This window comes from Streptomyces sp. CRN 30, assembly GCF_034105845.1.
In genome coordinates, this window is record NZ_JAVRHI010000087.1 from 1 (window position 1) to 20,558 (window position 20,558).

Genomic DNA, 20,558 nt, shown 5'->3' on the forward strand with positions numbered 1-20,558 from the left:
TAGTTGCCCTGACCCGGCGAACCGAACACACCGGCCGCCGACGAGAACAGCACGAACAGCTCCAGCTCACGACCACGCGTCGCCTCATGCAGATACCACGCGGCATCCACCTTCGGCCGCAGCACCGACTCCAACCGCTCCGCAGTCAGACCCGTCACCACACCGTCGTCCACCGCACCCGCCGCGTGCACGACACCACGTAGATCCGGGAGCCCCGCCAACAACCCCTCCACCGCCGCACGGTCGGCCACGTCACAGGCCACCACCCGCGCCTCGGCACCCAGCTCGACCAGCTGGTCCACCAGCCCACGGGCTCCCGGCGCCAGTTCACCGCGCCGGCTGACCAGTACCAGGTCACGCACGCCGTGCACGGCGACCAGGTGCCGCGCCACCGCGGCACCCACCACGCCCGTGCCGCCCGTCACCAGCACCGAACCCTCGCCCGACCACGACACACCACCGCCGGAAGCGGCAGCGGCGTCGGGGCGGGTGAGCAGCGGGACGAACGCGGTGTCCGCGCGCAGTGCGATCTCCGGTTCGCCCTCGGTCACGGCGGCGGCCAGGACGGCGGGGGACGCGTCGGCGGGCTCGCCGTCGGTGTCCACCAGCAGGAAACGGTCCGGGTGTTCGGACTGGGCGGAGCGCAGCAGTCCGTGTACGGGGGCCTGCACCGGGTCGGGCAGTTCCCCGGGCGCGATACCGACGGCGCCACGGGTCAGCACGGCGAGCCGGGCCCGCGCGGGCCTCTCCTGGGCGAGCCACTCCTGGACCCGGGCCAGCACGGCGCCGGTCAGGGCGTGGGCCGCGGCCGGTACGTCCGCGGCGGCGGGCAGGCCCTGGCCCGTGCAGTCGAGCAGGACCAGCTCGGAGTCGTCCGCGAGGACCTCGGCGAGCGGGACGCCCGGGTTCCAGAGGGCGGTGCGCGGTGCCGCGGAGGTCGCGGGCCGCCAGGCGTCCCAGCGCGGGACGTACAGCGACCGGTTGGGGACCGCGCGCACGTCGGCGGCGGAGAGCGGGCGCAGGACCAGCTCGTCCACGGAGGCGACGGGCGTGCCCGCGGCGTCCGTGGCCAGCAGCCGTACGCCGTCTCCTCCGGCCGCGGTCAGGCGGACGCGCAGCGAGGTGGCGCCGTCGGTCCAGGTCTGTACGCCGGACCAGGCGAACGGCAGGCGCACGGTGTCCTCGACGCCGAAGAGACCGCCCGGGCCCATGGCGTGGAGGGCGGCGTCGAGGAGGGCGGGGTGGGCGAGGAAGGAGTCGGCGGCCGCCTCTTCGGGCAGGGCCACTTCGGCGAACACCTCGTCGCCGCGGCGCCAGACGGACTGCAGGCCCTGGAAGGCGGGGCCGTACTCGTAGCCGCGCTCGAACAGCGCGCCGTAGAAGTCGCCCATCTCGACGGAGGCGGCACCGGCGGGCGGCCAGGCGCCCTGGAGGCCGGTGAACTCTTCCGGCTGCTGTGGCTGTTCAGCCGTCAGGATGGCGGTGGCGTGCCGGATCCACTCGGCGGGATCCGCCTGGTCGGCGGTGCCGGTCCGGGAGTGGATGGTGGCGGTCCGCGCGCCCGACTCGTCCGCCTCGGCGACCTGGACCTGAAGGGTGACGCCGGTGTCCGCGGTGAGGGTGAGGGGGCGCTCCAGGGTGAGCTCCCGCACCCGGCCGCAGCCGCTCTCCCGGCCCGCGGCGAGCGCGAGTTCGAGGAAGGCGGTGCCCGGCAGGAGCACGGTCTCCATGAGTGCGTGGTCGGCCAGCCAGGGGTGGGTCGGCAGGGAGATCCTGCCCGTGAAGACGGCCGCGCCGGACTCGGCGGGGATCGTGGCGGCGGCGAGCAGCGGGTGGGCGACGGGGTCGAGCCCGATGCCCGCGGCGTCCCCGGTGTTCGCGGGGCCCTCCATCCAGAAGCGGCGCCGCTGGAAGGGGTACGTCGGCAGCTCGGCCGCCTCGGTCAGGTCGGCCGTGGACGCGGCGGCCGCGCCGTCCAGGAAGGTGTCCCAGTGGATGTCGGCGCCGCGGGTCCACAGCGTGGCGGCGGCGCGGGTCAGGGCGGTGCTCTCGTCCTGGTCGCGGCGGAGCGTCCCGGAGACGACCACGTCGTCGCGGCCCACGGCGGCCGCGAGGTCCTCGATGGCGGGGGCGATCACCGGGTGCGGGCTGATCTCGACGAACGTGTCGATGCCGCCGTCCAGGAGCGCGGTGACCGTCTCGGCGAACCGCACGGGCTCGCGCAGGTTCCGGTACCAGTACCGGGCGTCGGCCTGGCCCTCCGTGAGCGGTTCCACGGTCACCGACGAGTGCATCGGCACGGTCCCCGCACGGGGCGCGACCGGCTCGGCGACCTGGAGGAGCCGGTCGCGGATGCTCTCGACGTGCGGGGTGTGGGAGGCGTAGTCGACCGGGATGGTGCGGGCACGGACGCCCGCGGCCTCGGCGGCCTCGGAGACCTCGGCGAGCGCCTCGGGGGCGCCGGCGACGACGGTCGCGCCGGGGCCGTTGACGGCGGCCACCCACACGCCCTCGCGTCCGTCGATGAGTTCGGCGGCGCGCTCGGCGGAGGCGGCGAGGGAGACCATGCCGCCCTGGCCCGCGAGGTCCTCGGCGATGGTGCGGCTGCGCAGCGCGACCAGGCGCGCACCGTCCTCCAGCGAGAGGATGCCGGCGGCGCAGGCGGCGGCGATCTCGCCCTGCGAGTGGCCCGCCACGACGTCGGGGGTGACGCCCGCGGCCTGCCAGACCCTGGCGAGGGAGACCATGACGGCCCACAGCGCGGGCTGCACCACGTCGACGCGCTTCAGGGCCCCTTCGTCCCCGAGGACGTCGAGCAGCCGCCAGTCGGTGTGCGGCGCGAGCGCGTCGGCGCACGCGCGCAGGGCGTCGGCGAAGACCGGCGAGGACTTGAGCAGTCCGGTGGCCATGCCGGTCCACTGGGCGCCCTGGCCGGGGAAGACGAAGGCGACCTTGGCGCCGGCGCGTGCGGTGCCGTGCACCAGGCCGGGCGCGTCCGCCGTGCCGTCGGCGAGCGCGGCGAGGGCCGCGGGGCGCTCGTCGCCGAAGACGACGGCGCGGTGGGCGAAGGAGGCACGGGTGCGGACCAGCGCGGCGGCGACGGCGTCCGCGTCGGGGGCGTCGGCGGCGGCGAGGAAGGTGCGCAGCCGGGCGCCCTGGCCGTGCAGCGCGGCGTCGTTCTTGGCGGACAGCGGCCAGGGCCCCGCGACGCCGGTGAGGACCGGGGTCGCCGCGTCGCCCGCGGAGGGCTCGTCGCTCCCCGACGCCTCCAGTTCCTCGCGCTCGGGGGCCTGCTCGAGGATGACGTGGGCGTTGGTGCCGCTGATGCCGAACGAGGACACCGCGGCACGCCGCGGCCTGCCCGTCTCGGGCCAGGCGACGGCCTCGGTCACCAGCTCGACGGCGCCCGCCGTCCAGTCGACGTGCGGGGTGGGCTCGTCCACGTTCAGGGTGGGCGGCACCACGCCGTGCTGCAGGGCGAGCACCATCTTGATGACGCCCGCGACGCCGGCCGCCGACTGTGTGTGGCCGATGTTGGACTTCACCGAGCCGAGCAGCAGCGGCTTGTCCGCGGGGCGGTCCTGGCCGTACGTGGCGAGCAGCGCCTGGGCCTCGATCGGGTCGCCCAGGGTCGTGCCGGTGCCGTGCGCCTCCACCACGTCCACGTCGGACGCGGCGAGGCCCGCGTTGGCGAGCGCCTGCCGGATGACCCGCTGCTGCGAGGGCCCGTTGGGCGCCGTCAGGCCGTTGGACGCGCCGTCCTGGTTGACCGCGGAACCGCGGATGACGGACAGGACGCGGTGGCCGTTGCGGCGGGCGTCCGAGAGCCGCTCGACGAGCAGCACGCCGACGCCCTCGCCCCAGGCGGTGCCGTCGGCCGCGGCCGCGAAGGCCTTGACACGGCCGTCCTGGGAAAGCCCGCGCTGCTTGCTGAACTCGGTGAAGGCGGCCGGCGTCGCCATCACCATCACGCCGCCCACCACGGCCAACGAGCTCTCCTTGCTGCGCAGCGACTGCGCGGCGAGGTGCAGCGCGGTCAGCGAGGAGGAACAGGCGGTGTCGACGGTGACGGCGGGCCCCTCGAACCCGTACGAGTAGGAGAGGCGGCCGGAGAAGATGCTGGAGGCGCTGCCGGTCAGCAGGTAGCCCTCACTGTCCTGCGTGGTGTCCACGTTCGAGCCGTAGCCGGACAGGACGCCGCCGACGAAGACCCCCGCGCTCTCGCCGCGCAGCGTGCCCGGGTCGATCCCGGCCCGCTCGAACGCCTCCCAGGAGGCCTCCATGAGTACCCGCTGCTGCGGGTCCATGGCGAGGGCCTCGCGCGGGGATATCTCGAAGAACTCGGCGTCGAAGTCCGCGGCGCCGTCGATGAACCCGCCCTTGCGGATGTACGAGCTGCGCGGGCGCAGTCCCTCCGGGTCGTAGAGGGCCCCCAGATCCCACCCGCGGTCCGCGGGGAAGTCCGCGATGCCCACGCGCCCTTCGGCGACCAGCTCCCACAGGTCCTCGGGGGTCCGCACCCCACCGGGGAACCGGCAGCTCATGCCGATGACGGCGAGCGGCTCACGGGCGGCCTCCTCGACGGCGCGCAGCCGTGTGTAGGAGTCGCGGGCGTCGGCGACCGCCTGCTTCAGGTACTCGCGGAGCTTCTGCTCGTTCGACATCAGTCCTCTTCCGGTCCGGCGGATTCAGTCAGCAGGTGGATTCGCATGGCGGCGGGGTGGCCCGCCTGCCGGTCAGCTGGACCATGGCCTGTTGTCCATGAGCTCGAAGAGTTCCGCGTCGGTCACGTCGGTCAGACTGGCCGAGTCGCTCACGGCCTCGCTCCCGGTCCACTTCGCGAGTACCGACCGCAGCCGCACGGTGAGGTTCGCGCGCCTCGGGTCGTCCTCGGTGACCTCGTCGAGCAGCGCCTCCAGGGCGGTGAGCCGGCTCGCGGCGAGCGCGGCCGGGTCGATCTCCGGAAGCAGTTGCTGCTTGAGGTGGGCTGCGACGGCCGCGGGCGTGGGGTGGTCGAACAGCACGGTGACCGAGAGCCGCAGACCGGTGGCGGCGTTGAGCCGGTTACGCAGCTCGACGGTGGTGAGCGAGTCGAAGCCGAGGTTCTTGAACGGCCGCTCGGCGCCCACGGTCTCGATGTCCTCGTGGCCGAGGACCACCGAGGCCTGCCGGCGCACCTCCTCGATGAGCAGCTCCTCGCACTCCTTCGGGGACAGCCGCGCCAGTCGCTCGGCGAACCCGCCCCCTGCCCCGGTGTCCGCGGCGGCGGACACCGTCCGCTTGGCGGGGGCCTTGACCAGGCCGCGCAGCAGGGGCGCGACGTCGCCGGTGAACCGGGAGGGATCCAGCTGCACGGGGACGGTGTGGGTGTGGTTGTCGCCGGTGGCGGCGTCGAAGAGGGCGAGACCGTCGGCGGTGGACAGGGCGCGGACACCGGTACGCGCCATCCGGTCGAGGTCGGCCTGGTCGAGCTCGCCGGTGATGCCGCTGGTCTGCGCCCACAGCCCCCAGGACAGGGACTGTGCGGGCAGTCCGAGGCGACGGCGGTGGTGCGCGAGGCCGTCCAGGAAGGCGTTGGCCGCGGCGTAGTTGGCCTGGCCGGGCGCGCCGAACACTCCGGAGGCGGAGGAGAACAAGGCGAACAGGGCGAGGTCCTTGTCGCGGGTGAGCTCGTGCAGGTGCCAGGCGGCGTCGGCCTTGGGGCGCAGCACCGTGTCGAACCGCTCGCGGTTCAGGGCCGTGATCACTCCGTCGTCGATGACGCCCGCGGCATGCACCACGCCCCGCAGGTCGTCGATGCCGTCCAACAGGCGTACGAGGTCGGCTCGTTCGGCGGCGTCGCAGGCCACGACGCGGGCGGTGGCGCCGAGTCCGGCGAGCTCCGCGAGGAGTTCGGCGGCACCGGGCGCCTCGGGGCCGCGGCGGCTGGTGAGCACCAGGTCCCTGACGCCGTACCGCTCGGCCAGGTGCCGGGCCACGGAGGCGCCGATGGAGCCGGTGCCGCCGGTGACCAGGACGGTGCCGTCCAGGGTCGCCGTGGGAATGGTGAGGGCGACCTTGCCGACGTGCTTGGCCTGGCTGAGGTAGCGGAAGGCCTCGGGCGCCCGGCGGGTGTCCCAGGTGGTCACCGGCAGCGGGGAGAGCACGCCCTCCTCGAAGAGCTGCGCGAGGTGGGTGAGCATCTCGCCGATGCGCTCGGCGCCCGCCTCGCCGAGGTCGAAGGAGCGGTAGAACGTGCCGGGCCAGGAGGCGTTGACGGCCTCCGGCTCACGGATGTCGGTCTTGCCCATCTCGATGAACCGGCCCTCGGGTACCAGGAGGTCGAGCGAGGCGTCGGTGAACTCCCGGGCCAGGCAGTTGAGGACGACGTCGACGCCCCGGCCGCCGCTCGCGGCGCGGAAGGTCTCGGCGAAGTCCAGGGTGCGCGAGGAGGCGAGGCGTTCGGCGGGGATGCCGGAGGCGCGCACGGTCGGCCACTTGGGCTCGCTGGCGGTGGCGTACACCTCGATGCCCCAGTGGCGTGCGAGCTGGACGGCGGCCATGCCGACGCCGCCGGCCGCGGCGTGGACGAGCAGCGACTCGCCCTCCTTGACGCGGGCGAGGTCCTGCAGCGCGTAGTAGGCCGTGAGGAACACGGTGGGCACGGCGGCGGCCTGGGCGAACGACCACCCGGTGGGAACCGGCGCGATGGTGCGGGCGTCGGTGACGGCCAGCGGTCCCGCGTACGAGCCGGACAACAGGCCCATGACGCGGTCGCCGACACGAACGCCGGTGACGCCGGGGCCGACCTCGGTGACGAAGCCCGCGCCCTCGGAGCCGAAGGCCATCTCGGTGAAGGACTTGGCGACGTCGACCACGCCGAGGGCGAGCAGGACGTCGCGGAAGTTCACGCCGGTCGCCCGGACCTCGACGCGCACCTGGCCGTCGGCCAGCGGCGCCTCGGCCGCTGGGCATGACACGAGCCGCAGTCCTTCGAGGGTGCCGCTGCCGTCCACGTCGAGGCTCCACGCGCCGTCGGCGGGCGGGACGAGGGTGTCTGCGGGCACCACGCGGGCGAGCCGGGGCACCAGCGGGGCGCCCGCGCGCACCACGCTCTCCGTCTCCCCCGCGGCCACGGCGGCGGCGACGGTGGCGGGCAGGGCGGCGGCCGAGCGGGCGTCGCCGTCCAGGTCGATCTGGACGATCCTGCCGGGATTCTCGGAGCAGGCCGAGCGCACCACGCCGCGGACCGCGGACTGCACCGGGTCGGTGCTGTCACCGGGCACCGCGGCGGCTCCGCCACGGGTGACGACCGCGAGGGTGGCGGCCACGGTCTCCTCGGCGGCGAGCCAGGCCTGCAGCGCGTCGAGGACGGCACCGGTCACCTCGCGGGTGGCGGCCAAGGTGTCGTCGCCGCCCGCGGGCACGGGCAGCAACACCACGCCGGGCAGTTCCTCACCGGTGCGTACGGTCTCCTGGAGCGCGGCGAGGTCGGCGAACCGGACGGCTCCCTCGGCGCCTCCGGCTAGGTCGGCCGCGCTCCCGAGCACGGCCGGGCTCTGCCCGGACTGTGCGGGGGCCTCGGGCAACGGGACCCAGTCGAGGTGGAACAAGCCGTCCACGCGCGGCCGTTCGCGGACGTCGGCATCAGCCACGGGCCGCGAGGTGAGCTCGTCGACAGTGAGCACGGGCAGGCCCGCGGAGTCGGTCATCGTCAGGGACAGCGAGCCGGCAGCATTCGGGGTGAGCCGGACGCGGGCCGCGGTGGCTCCGGTGGCATGCAGGCGTACCCCACCGAAGGAGAACGGCAGCCTCGGCTCGACACCGCTGTCCTGGTCGAGGGCGGTGGCGATCTGGCTGTGCAGGGCCGCGTCGACCAGCGCCGGGTGCACGCCGAAGCGGGCTGCGTCCGCGCCGCCCCGCTCGTCCAGGGCGACCTCGGCGAGGAGTTCGTCGCCGCGCCGCCACAGGGCGCGCAGCCCCTGGAAGACGGGGCCGTAGGCGTAGCCCCACTCGGTCAGCCGCTCGTACAGGCCCTCGACCGGAACCGGCGTGGCGTCGGCCGGCGGCCAGGCGGACTGCTCGGCCACGGGCGCGGCGGCGGGCTCCGCGGTCAGGGTGCCACTGGCGTGGCCCGTCCACTCCTGCGCGCCACCGTCGGCACCGGCGGGGCGGGAGAAGATCCGCACCTGACGGGCACCGGCCTGGTCGGCCTCGCCGACGGTGACCTGGACGTCGGCGCCGGGTCCTTCGGCGGCCAGGGCCAGCGGACTCTCCAAAACGAGTTCGGCGACCTGGTCACACCCCACGTACTCGCCCGCACGCAGGGCGAGTTCGACCAGAGCGGTACCGGGCACGAGGACCCGGCCGAGGACCTGGTGGTCGGCGAGCCAGGGATGGGTGCGGGTGGAGATCCTGCCGGTGAGTACGTAGCGGTCGCCGTCGGCGGCCTCGACGCCCGCGGACAGCAGCGGGTGCCCCACGAGGGAGAGCCCGGCGCCGGAGACGTCGGCCGCGCCGCCGGTACCCGCGGGGAGCCAGTAGCGGCGGCGCTGAAAGGCGTAGGTGGGCAGGTCGACGACGCCGGTGGCGTCGGTGCCGTACACCGCGCCCCAGTCGACGTGGACGCCGCCGGTCCACAGCTGGGCCAGGGAGGTCAGGAGCCTGCGGGTGCCGCCGTCGTTCCTGCGCAGGGTGCCGGTGACGGTGGCGGCGCGGGCGCCTGCCGGCTGGTTCGCGACCGTGTCCTGGACCGCGGTCATCAGGACCGGGTGCGGGCTGACCTCCAGGAAGGCGGTGTTGCCCTCGTCCAGGAGCAGCTGGACGGTCTCGTGGAAGCGGACGGGCTCGCGCAGGTTGCGGTACCAGTACTCGGCGTCGAGCGTCTCGCCGGGCACGGGCCCGGCGGTGACGGTCGAGTACATCGGGGTGTCCCCGGCGCGCGGGGCGACCGGCGCGGCCAGGTCGAGGAGCTGTTCGCGCACCCGCTCGGTGTGCGGGGTGTGGGACGCGTACTCGATGCCGACCTTCCGCGGCCGCAGCCCGGCGGCCTCGGCCTCGGCGGTCACCTCGGCGAGCGCGTCGAGGTCGCCGGCCACGACGGTGGACTCGGGGCCGTTGGCCGAGGCGATCCACACTCCGGCCCGGCCCCCGATGAGCGCGGCGGCCTGCTCGGGCGTCGCGGAGAGCGAGTACATGGCGCCCTTGCCCGACAGGTGCTCGTTGAACACCCGGCTGCGCAGGGCCACGAGGCGGGCGCCGTCCGCCAGCGACAGCGCACCGGCCGCGCAGGCGGCGGCGATCTCGCCCTGCGAGTGGCCGACGACAGCGGCGGGCACGACGCCCAGGGAGCGCCACAGCCGCGCGAGGGAGACCATGACGGACCACAGCACGGGCTGGACGACGTCGTCGCGCTCCAGCTTCTCGCCACTGCGCAGCAGTTCGACCGGGTCCCAGTCGAGGTGTTGGGCCAGCGCGTCGGCGCACTCGCGCATGGCCTCGGCGAACACCGGGGACGCGGCCATGAGGTCGACGGCCATGCCCGTCCACTGGGAGCCCTGGCCGGGGAAGACGAACACCACCTTGGCGTCGGACGAGGTGGCCTCGCCCGTCACGACGTGCGCGGAGGTCTCCTGTCCGGCGACGGCGTCGAGGCCGGACAGCAGACCGTCCCGCTCCCCCGACAGGACGACGGCACGGTGCCGCAACGCGGTGCGGTGCAGAGCGAGCGCGCGGCCGGTGCCGAGGACGTCCACGGCGGGGTCGGCGGCGAACCCGTGCAGCCGGGACGCCTGTTCACGCAGTGCACCAGGGGTGTGGCCCGAGACGACCCACGGCACGGTGGCGCCGTGCGCGGCGAGCGGCGCGGGTGTTCCGGGAGGTACTGCGGCGGAATCGGCCTCGACGACCTCGTCCTGGAACTGCTCCAAGATCACGTGGGCGTTGGTTCCGCTCACGCCGAACGCGGAGACGCCCGCGCGGCGCGGCTGCCCGGTGCTCGGCCAGTCGGTGACCTCGGTGACGAGGCGGACGTCGCCCGTTCTCCAGTCGACGTGCGGGGTGGGCTCGTCCACGTTCAGGGTTGGCGGCACGATGCCGTGCTGGAGGGCGAGCACGGTCTTGATGACGCCGGCCACGCCCGCGGCGGCCGCCGTGTGGCCGATGTTGGACTTCACGGAACCGAGCAGCAGCGGGCGGCCTTCGGGGCGGTCCTGGCCGTACGTGGCGAGCAGGGCCTGGGCCTCGATCGGGTCGCCGAGCGTGGTGCCGGTACCGTGCGCCTCGACGACGTCGACCTCGGCGGCCGCCAGACGGGCGGTGCCGAGCGCCTGGCGGATGACGCGCTGCTGCGCGGGACCGTTGGGCGCGGTCAATCCGTTGGACGCGCCGTCCTGGTTGACGGCGGAGCCGCGCAGCACGGCGAGGACGCGGTGTCCGTTGCGGCGGGCGTCGGAGAGCCGTTCGACGAGCAGTACGCCGACTCCCTCGCCCCAGGCGGTGCCGTCGGCCGCGGCGGCGAACGCCTTGACGCGGCCGTCCAAGGCGAGGCCCTGCTGCTTGGTGAACTCGGTGAACATGCTGGGCGTCGACATGATCGTCACGCCGCCCGCGAGGGCCATCGTGCACTCGCCCTTGCGCAGTGCGTGCGCGGCCAGGTGCAGCGCGACCAGGGAGGACGAGCAGGCCGTGTCGATGGTGAGCGCCGGGCCCTCGAAGCCGAAGGTGTAGGCGATGCGGCCGGAGGCGACGCTCGCGGCGTTGCCGATGCCCATGAAGCCGGCCAGCTCGGGCTGGTTGTTGCCGAGCATCAGGGTGGCGTAGTCCTGGCCGTTGGTGCCGACGAACACACCGGTCCTGCTGCCGCGCAGCGCCCTGGAATCGATCCCGGCCCGCTCGATGGCCTCCCAGGAGGTCTCCAGGAGGAGGCGCTGCTGCGGATCCATGGCCAGGGCCTCGCGCGGCGAGATCCCGAAGAAGTCCGCGTCGAAGTCAGGGGCGTCGTGCAGGAACGCAGCGGCGCGGGTGGCCGATCCTGCCTCCTGACCGGGGCCGCCCTCGAAGAGCGCGGCCAGGTCCCAGCCGCGGTCCGTGGGGAACTCGCCGACGCCGTCGGCCCCCTGGAGCACCAGCTTCCACAGCTCCTCGGGGGAGCGGACGCCGCCGGGGAACCGGCAGCCCATCCCCACGATGGCGATGGGCTCCCGCTCGGCGTCCTCGACCTCGCGCAGCCGGCCGCGGACCTTGTGCAGGTCGGCGCTGACCCGCTTGAGGTAGTCGAGGGTCTTGTCCTCATCCATGGTGGATCCCGATCCCATTCGTGTGTCTCGCCGCCTTACGCCTTGCCGCTCGCCGCTCGTGCGCGCGGTACCGCCGGTGTGCGCCGGCTCGTTGGTGCCGCCGGGCCTGCTGTCGTTCACAGGCCCAGCTCGTTCTCGATGAAGTCGAAGACCTCGTCGCGCGACGCGGACCGCAGGTGCTCGGCCGCCGCCTCGCGGGGCGCGTCCGAGGACCAGCGCTCCACCAGGGCCGTCAGCCTGGCCAGGACGTCCGGTGAGGGGGCGGCCTGCGCCGCGACCGCGGCGAGCCTGCCCTCGAGACGGTCGATCTCGGCGAGCACGGACTTCTCCGACAGTTCGTCCTCGCCCAGTTCGGAGCGCAGGTGCTCCGCGAGCTCGGCCGGGGTGGGGTAGTCGAAGATCGAGGTGGCCGACAGGGCGAGCCCGGTGGCCCCGGTCAGCCGGTTGCGGAATTCGACCGCCGCGAGCGAGTCGAAGCCCACGTCGCGGAACGGCTTGTCCGCCTCGACCGCCGCGATCCCCGTGTGTCCGAGCACGGCCGCCGCGTGCGTACGCACCAGCTCGGTGAGCGCCTGCTGCCGCTCGGCGCCGGAGAGCCCGGAAAGGCGTCGGACGAGCTCGGCGGCTCCGTCCTCGGCGGGCTCGGCAGGTGCCTGCGCCCGCACGGCCTCGGGGATGTCGGAGAGCAGGGTGCTGGGCCTCGTCGAGGTGTACGACAGGGCGAACTTCTCCCACTCGACGTCGGCCACCGTCAGGCAGGTCACCCGCTGGTCGATCGCGTGCCGGAGCAGGGCCAGCGCAGTGTCGGGTGCGAGCGCCCGCACGCCGCGTCGGCGCAGGTGCGCCTCGGCGTCGCCCTGGGCCGCCATGCCGCCCTCGCCCCACGGCCCCCACGCCACCGAGGTGGCGACGGCGCCGCGCGCCCTGCGCCGTTGGGCGAGCGCGTCGAGGTAGGCGTTGGCGGCTCCGTAGGCACCCTGTCCCGCACCGCCCCAGACGCCGGCGGTGGAGGAGAACAGCACGAACGCGTCCAACTCCGTGTCGGCGAAAGCCTCGTCGAGGTGGCGTGCGCCGTCGGCCTTGCCCGCGCTGATGGCGGTCACGTCGTGCGCTTCCGTCTCGTCGATGCGGCTGGACTGGGCGACGCCCGCGGTGTGCAGCACCGACGTGACGCGCACGCCGTCGGCGGCGAGCTCGTCGAGCAGCGCGTCCAGCGCGCCGCGGTCGGCGACGTCGCACGCGGCGATGGTCACCCTGGCGCCCAGGCCGGTCAGTTCGGCTTCCAGGGCCGCGGCCTCGGGGGCCTCGCGGCCCCTGCGGCTGGTGAGCACCAGGTGCTCCGCGCCCGAGCGCGCCAGCCAGCGGGCCACGTGGGCGCCCAGGGCGCCGGTGCCTCCGGTGACCAGGACCGCGCCGCGCGGGGTCCAGGCATCGTCCCCCGCCGTGACCGCGAGCGGGGCGCTGCGCAGCCGCCGGGCGAGGAGGCCGCCGACGCGCAGCGCCACCTGGTCCTCGCCGGTGGTCCCGGCCAGGACGGCACCCAGCCGTGCGGCGTCCCTCGCCCCGAACTCCTCGGGCAGGTCGACGAGACCGCCCCAGCGCTCCGGGTGCTCCAGGGCCGCCACACGGCCGAGGCCCCAGACCTGAGCCTGGTCCGGCCGGGCCTCCTCGGTGGCGGCGACGGCGACCGCGCCCCGGGTGACGCACCACAGGGGCGCCGTTACGTCCGCATCGCCGAGGGCACGCACCAGCGCGTGGGTGGCGGCCAACGGCCAGGCGTCGGCCTGGCCCTCGGCCAGCGCGAGGAGGGACAGCACGCCGCGCACGGACGTGTCCTCGAGCGCGGCACGGAGCCGCTCGGCGAGGGCTTCGGGGTCCGCGGCGCCCGCCGGGTCGGCGGTGACGTCCACGGTCACGATGTCGAGGCCCTGCCGTTCGAGGGCCGCGGCCCACTCGGCGGCCACCGCACCGCCCGCGGTGATCTGCAGCCAGGTGCCGGTCGGCTGTGCGGCCGGCTCGGCGACGGGGCGCCAGTGCACGTCGTAGCAGAGCTCGCCGAGGTCCGAACGCTCCCTGGACCTGCGGCGCCAGTCGGCGAGGACCGGCAGGATCTGTCGCAGCGGCGCCTGCCGCTCCTCCTCGTCGACGCCCAGGGTGCGGGCCAGGACGTCCATGTCCTCGCCCTCCACCGCGGACCAGAAGGCCTGGTCGACCTCGGAGGTGTGCTTCTCGTCGGCGGCGGGGGCGTCCAGCCAGTAGCGCTGCCGGTCGAAGGCGTACGTGGGCAGGTCGACCCGGCGTCCGGGACGCAACGTCGGCCAGGTCACCCGGGTGCCGCGGCTGTACAGCCGCGCCAACCCCTGCACGAACGAAGCCAGTTCACCCTGACTCACCCGCACCGAAGGAACAGCGACCACGCCTTCACCACGGCCCTGCACCAGACCACTGAGCACGGCTTCGGGACCGACCTCCACGAACTCCGTCACGCCCCGCTCGACCAGGCACTCCACACCGTCGGCGAACCTCACCGCCTCCCGGGCATGACGCACCCAGTACGCCACGTCCGTCAGCTCACCGGTACCGGCGACCTCGCCGGTCACGTTCGACACCACGGGAATGCTCGGCTCGTCGAAGGACACCTCACGCAGAACCGCGGCGAACTCCTCCAGCACCGGCTCCACCAGCGGCGAGTGGAACGCCTGGGTCACCCGCAGTCGGCGCGTACGGCACCCGGCGGCCTGCGCCAGCTCGGCCACCCGCCCGACCGCGGCCTCGGCACCCGAAATCACGCAGGACGACGGCCCGTTCACCGCGCCGAGCGATACCTGATCACCAGCCGAGGCCTCCGTGATCCACTCCCCTGCCTGCTCCTCCGAGGCTTCCAGGGAGACCATCACGCCACCGGCGGGCAGCGCCTGCATCAGACGGCCGCGGGCAGCGACCACGCGGACCGCGTCCTCGAGCGACCACACACCCGCCACATGAGCGGCGGCCAACTCGCCCACCGAGTGGCCCATCACGTAGTCGGGACGGACCCCCGACCGCTCCAGCAGCCGGAACAGCGCCACCTCGAAGGCGAACAGGCCCGTCTGCGTATAGACCGTCTCGTCGATCAGAGACGCGGTGTCCGAGCCCTCCTCGGCCCACAACACCTCACGCAACGGCACCTCCGACAACCGGTCGAAGGCACCGCACACCTCCTCGAACACCTCACCGAAACCAGGGAGCGCCACCAACTCGCGTCCCATACCGACCCGCTGAGAACCCTGGCCCGAGAACATCAGGGCCATGGACCGTCCCGACTTGGCGCGGTCGAGGACGGCGTGTGCGGCGGGCTCGCCGGAGATGACGGCGTCCAGGGCGCGCAGGAGCTCCTCGCGGGTGCGGCCGGTGACCACTGCGCGGTGCTCCATGGCGGACCGTGCGGACAGCAGCGACCAGGCGATGTCCGTGTCGGACGCCTCCGTGGCGGCCGCGAACTCCCGCAGCCGTGCGGCTTGTCCGCGCAGCCCGGTGGCGGAGCGGGCGGAGAGCGCCCAGGGCACGACGCCGTCGGCCACGGGCTGGTCGGCCGGCTCGTCGTCCACGGCGGCGGCCGGCTCCACCGGTGCCTGCTCCAGGACGACGTGCGCGTTCGTACCACTGATGCCGAACGACGAGACGGCGGCCCGGCGCGGACGGCCGGTCTCCGGCCACTCCCGCTCCTCGGTCACCAGCTCCACCGCGCCCGCGGACCAGTCCACATGCGGCGTCGGCTCGTCCACGTGCAGCGTCTTCGGCACCACACCGTGCCGCATCGCCTCGACCATCTTGATGATGCCCGCGACACCCGCGGCAGCCTGCGTATGACCGATGTTCGATTTCAGGGAACCCATGAGGAGCGGCTGTTCCCCGGTGCGGTCCTGGCCATAGGTGGCGAGGACGGCCTGCGCCTCGATCGGGTCACCCAGGGAGGTGCCGGTGCCGTGCGCCTCGACGACGTCGACCTCGGCGGCCGCTACACCCGCACTGGCCAGCGCCTGACGGATCACACGCTGCTGCGAGGGACCGTTCGGCGCCGTCAGACCGTTGGACGCACCGTCCTGGTTCACCGCCGAACCGCGCACCACCGCGAGCACCTCGTGCCCGTTGCGCCGCGCGTCCGACAACCGCTCCACCAGGAGCAGGCCCACGCCCTCCGACCAGGTGGTGCCGTCGGCGCCGGCCGCGAAGGACTTGCAGCGGCCGTCGGGCGCGAGGCCCTGCTGGCGGCTGAACTCGACGAAGGAGTCCGGGGTCGCCATCACGGCGACGCCGCCCGCCAGGGCCAGAGTGCACTCGCCCTGCCGCAGCGCCTGCACCGCCTGGTGCAGCGCCACCAGCGACGACGAGCACGCCGTGTCCACCGTCACCGCGGGGCCCTCGAACCCGAACGTGTACGAGACACGGCCGGTCGCGATGCTGCCGGTGCTGCCGTTGCCGAGGAAGCCCGCGAGCTCCTCGGGGACGGAGTGCAGCCGGGCGGCGTAGTCGTGGTACATGAGCCCGGCGAACACGCCGACCCTGCTGCCGCGCACGGATGCGGGGTCGATGTGCGCGTACTCGAACGCCTCCCAGGTGGTCTCCAGGAGGAGCCGCTGCTGCGGGTCCATGGCGAGCGCCTCCCGCGGCGAGATCCCGAAGAACCCGGGGTCGAAATCGGCGGCGTCGTGCAGGAATCCGCCCTCGCCGACATAGCTGGTGTTGGCGCGCCGCCCGTCCCGGTCGACGAGCTCGCGCACGTTCCAGCCGCGGTCCTCCGGGAACGGCGTGACACCGTCCCTGCCCTCGGCGACCAGCTGCCACAGCTCCTCGGGTGTACGGACACCGCCGGGGTAGCGGCAGCTCATGCCGATGATGGCGATCAGGTCGTCCTCCCCGGACACCACCGGCGCCACGAGGGCCGGGGCCGCTGCGTCGGCTTCGTCGCCGACGAGTTCGGCGCGCAGGTGGCGGGCGAGCGCCACCGGCGTCGGGTAGTCGAAGACGAGGGTGGCGGGCAGCCGCACCCCGGTGGCCGTGGCCAGTTGGTTGCGCAGGTCCACCGCGGTGAGCGAGTCGAATCCGAGCTCGGAGAAGGCCCGGTCGGGGTCCAGGTCGCTGTCGGGCGCGTAGCCGAGTGCGGCGGTGACGTGCCGCAGCACCAGCTGCAGCAGCGCCTCTTCGCGGGCGGCCGCGGACAGTGCGCGCAGCCGGTGGCGGAGATCGCCGGTGGGTTCGGCGCCGGTGGCCCGCCGGGTGGTGGCGCGGACGAGGCCGCGCAACACCGGGGGGATCCCGGCGGCCTCACCCCGGGCGGCGGCCGGGTCGAACGCCATCGGGACGAGCACCGGTTCGCCCGCGGTGAGTGCCGCGTCGAACAGCGTGAGGCCGTCCTCGACGGACAGGGCCGACATGCCGCCGCGGGAGGCGCGGGCGAGGTCCCGCTCACTCATGACGCCCGACATGGTGCTGCGCTGCTCCCACAGGCCCCACGCCAGCGCGTGCGCGGTGAGCCCCTGGGCCCTGCGGTGCTCGGCGAGGGCGTCGAGGAAGGTGTTGGCCGCGGCGTAGTTCGCCTGGCCGGCCGCGCCGAGGATGCCGGCCGCGGAGGAGAACAGGACGAAGAAGTCCAGGTCTGCGGTGAGTTCGTGCAGGTTCCAGGCGGCCTGGGACTTGGGCCGCAGCACGGTGTCGATCCGCTCGGGGGTCAGCGAGGAGATGACGCCGTCGTCCACGACGCCCGCGGAGTGGACCACGCCGCGCAGTGGCCGGCCGGCGGGGATGTCCCCGAGGACGGTGGCCAGGCTGTCCCGGTCCGCCACGTCGCAGGCGGCGACCGTGGCCTCGGCGCCGAGGGCGGCGAGTTCGGCCACGAGCTCCTGCGCACCCGCGGCCTGCGGGCCCTGGCGGCCGAGCAGCAGCAGATGGCGTACGCCGTGCTCGCCCGCCAGGTGACGGGCCACGGCACTGCCGAGGACGCCGGTGCCGCCGGTGATGAGGACGGTTCCGTTCGGGTCCCGGACCGGCGCCTCCTCGTCCTCGGTCTGCTCGGCGGGGGCAGCCGGGACCACGCGGGCGAGTCGGGGTGCCCACACCGCGTCGTCGCGGAGCACCAGTTCGGGTTCGCCCGCCGCGAGGGCGGTCCTCAGACCCGGCACCAGGAGCGCAGCCGTGCCATCGGCGGGATCGGCCGGAAGGTCGAGCTGCACCATGCGGTCGGGGTGCTCGGACTGGGCCGAGCGCAGCAGACCGCGGGCCGCGGCGTGCGCCGGATCGGGGCCCTGCCCGTCGGTGTCCGCCGCGAGGGTCGCCGCGTTGCGGGTGAGCAACAGCAGCCGGGACGGGGCGAACCGGTCGTCGTCCAGCCAGGCCTGAGCCGTCTCCAGCGCCCAGACGGTGGCAGCCCTGGTGGCCTCCGGTACGTCGGCCGAGGAGTCGGGGCAGGCGACGACGACGGTCTCCGGCACGGCGGTGCCCGCGTCGATCGCCGCGGCGAGGTCCGCGAGATTCCCGTACACCTCGCTGTCGACGTCCGCGGCGCGGGTGAGCGCGGCGGCCTCGTCACCGATGACGGCCCAGGCGGGCCGGGCGGTGTCGCCCGCGACCGGGGGCAGCTCGGCCCAGTCGGTGCGGTACAGGGCGTCGTTGCGGCCGCGCGCGGCGCGCAGCCGGCCGCCGGTCACCGGGCGCAGGACGAGATGGTCGACGGAGGCCAGCGGCAGCCCGGCACCGTCGGTCATGGTGACCGTGACACCGCCGGTGCCCGCCGGGGCGAGACTGACACGTACGGCGGCCGCACCCGTGGCGTACAGGCGCACGCCTTCCCAGGCGAACGGCAGGCCGCGCGGCGGCTCGCCGTCGCCGGGGCCCTCCAGCAGGGACACTCCGTGCAAGGCCGCGTCGAGCACCGCGGGGTGCAGGCAGAAGTCGCCCGCGTCACCCGCGTCGCCGCCCTCGGGCAGCCGCACCTCGGCGAACACCTCGGAACCGCGGCGCCATGCCGCCGTGAGCCCCTGGAAGCTGGGGCCGTAGGCGAAGCCACCCTCTCTCATCGTGTCGTAGAGGCCGTCCACCTCAACGGGTACGGCGCCCTCCGGCGGCCACGCCTGGGATGCGGGGAGCGGATCCGGCGCCGCCTGGGCCGGGGACAGCACACCAGTGGCGTGGGTGACCCAGGCTCCGGCGTCGCCGGTCCTCGCGTACACCGCGAAGGAGCGACGTCCTTGCTCGTCCGCGTCGTCCGCCGTCAGCTGGACCCGCGCGGTGACACCTTCGGGAAGCACCAGCGGGGCGTGCAGCGTGAGTTCCTCGACGACGGCGCAGCCGACCTCGTCGCCGACCCGCAGCGCCATCTCGACGAAGCCCGCGCCGGGGAAGAGCACGGTGCCCAGCACCGCGTGGTCGGCCAGCCAGGGCAGCTCCGCCGGCGAGAGCCTGCCGGTGAGGAGCACGCCGTCACCATCGGCCAGGCCGACCCTGGCGCCGAGCAGCGGGTGTCCTGTGGTTTCGAGGCCCACGGACCCGATGGCCGCATCCACACCGGCCGGTGCGGAGCGCCGGGGCCAGTAGCGCTGCCGGTCGAAGGCGTACGTGGGCAACGCGACCCGGCGTCCGGGGCGCAGCACCGGCCACGAGATGGGAGTGCCCCGTGTATGCAGCCGTGCCAGCCCCTGGACGAACGAGGCCAGCTCACCCTGCCCCACCCGCACCGAGGGAATCGCGACCACACCCTCACCACGACCCTGCACCAGGCCCGAGAGCACCGCTTCGGGACCGACCTCGACGAACTCGGTGACGCCCCGACCGACCAGGCACTCCACACCGTCCCCGAACCGCACGGCCTCCCGGGCGTGACGCACCCAGTACTCGACCGTAGCCAACTCGCCCGCCTCAGCGAGCAGGCCGGTCACGTTCGACACCACAGCTGTGCCCGGCTCGCTGAAGGACACCTCGCGCAGCACCGCCGCGAACTCCTCCAGCACCGGCTCCACCAAGGGCGAATGGAACGCCTGGCTCACCCGCAGCCTCCGGGTCCGGCACCCGGCAGCCCGTGCCAGCTCCTCCACCCTCCCGACGGCCGCCTCGGCACCCGAGACAACCACCGAGGACGGGCCGTTGACCGCACCCACCGACACCGAGCCACCCACCCCGGCCCCAGCGATCCACCCCAGAGCCTGCTCCTCGGACGCCTCCAGCGACACCATCACCCCACCCACGGGCAACGCCTGCATCAGACGCCCACGAGCAGCCACCACCCGCACCGCGTCCTCGAGCGACCACACACCCGCCACATACGCGGCAGCCAGCTCACCCACCGAATGGCCCATCACGAAGTCAGGGCGCACCCCACACCGCTCCAGCAACCGGAACAGCGCCACCTCAAAAGCGAACAGGCCCGTCTGCGTATACACCGTCTCATCGATCAGAGCCGCAGCATCCGATCCCTCCTCGGCCCACAACACCTCACGCAGCGGCACCTCCGACAATCCGTCGAAAGCACCGCACACCTCGTCGAACACCTCACCGAACACCGGCAGGGACACCAACTCACGCCCCATACCGACCCGCTGAGAGCCCTGACCCGAGAACACCAGGGCCGAGCGGCGGACGCCCGCGGTGACGTCGCGCACCACGTTCCCGGCCGGCTCTCCGGCGGCCAGGGCCTCGATGCCCGCCAGGAACTCGGCACGGTTCTGGCCGAGCACGACAGCGCGGTGCTCCATGGCGGACCGTGCGGTGAGCAGCGACCAGGCGACGTCCGCGTCGGACGCCTCCGCCACGGCCGCGGACTCCCGCAGCCGCGCGGCCTGCCCACGCAGCCCGGCAGCGGAACGCGCGGACAGCACCCACGGCACGACAGCACCCTCGGACTCCACCGACGGCTCGACGGCGGACGGCGGCTCAACGGTGGAGACGTCCGCGGGAACAACCGCCGGATCGGCCGGCGCCTGCTCCAGAACCACATGCGCGTTCGTGCCGCTGATACCGAACGAAGAGACGGCGGCCCGGCGCGGACGCCCCGTCTCCGGCCACGCACGGCTCTCGGTGACCAGCTCCACCGCTCCCGCCGCCCAGTCCACATGCGGCGTCGGCTCGTTCACGTGCAAGGTCTTCGGCACCACCCCGTGCCGCATCGCCCCGACCATCTTGATGACGCCCGCGACACCGGCCGCGGCCTGGGTGTGACCGATGTTGGACTTCACCGAGCCGAGCAGCAGCGGCTTGTCCTCGGGGCGGTCCCTGCCGTACGTGTCGAGCAGCGCCTGGGCCTCGATGGGGTCG

General features: G+C 74.2%; 3 protein-coding genes. All 3 read right to left on the reverse strand.

Annotated features, from left to right (window positions below; all coding sequences use genetic code 11):
- Positions 1-4,667 (reverse strand): beta-ketoacyl synthase N-terminal-like domain-containing protein (locus UW392_RS08025; RefSeq protein WP_414495762.1); only part of this gene is annotated, 4,667 nt, incomplete at its 3' end.
- A gap of 69 nt (positions 4,668-4,736) precedes the next feature.
- Complete coding sequence (locus tag UW392_RS08030) at positions 4,737-11,276, reverse strand: type I polyketide synthase (protein WP_320774184.1); 6,540 nt, start codon at positions 11,274-11,276, stop codon at positions 4,737-4,739.
- A gap of 116 nt (positions 11,277-11,392) precedes the next feature.
- On the reverse strand, positions 11,393-20,558 hold a 9,166-nt coding region (locus UW392_RS08035), incomplete at its 5' end, for a type I polyketide synthase (RefSeq protein ID WP_414495760.1).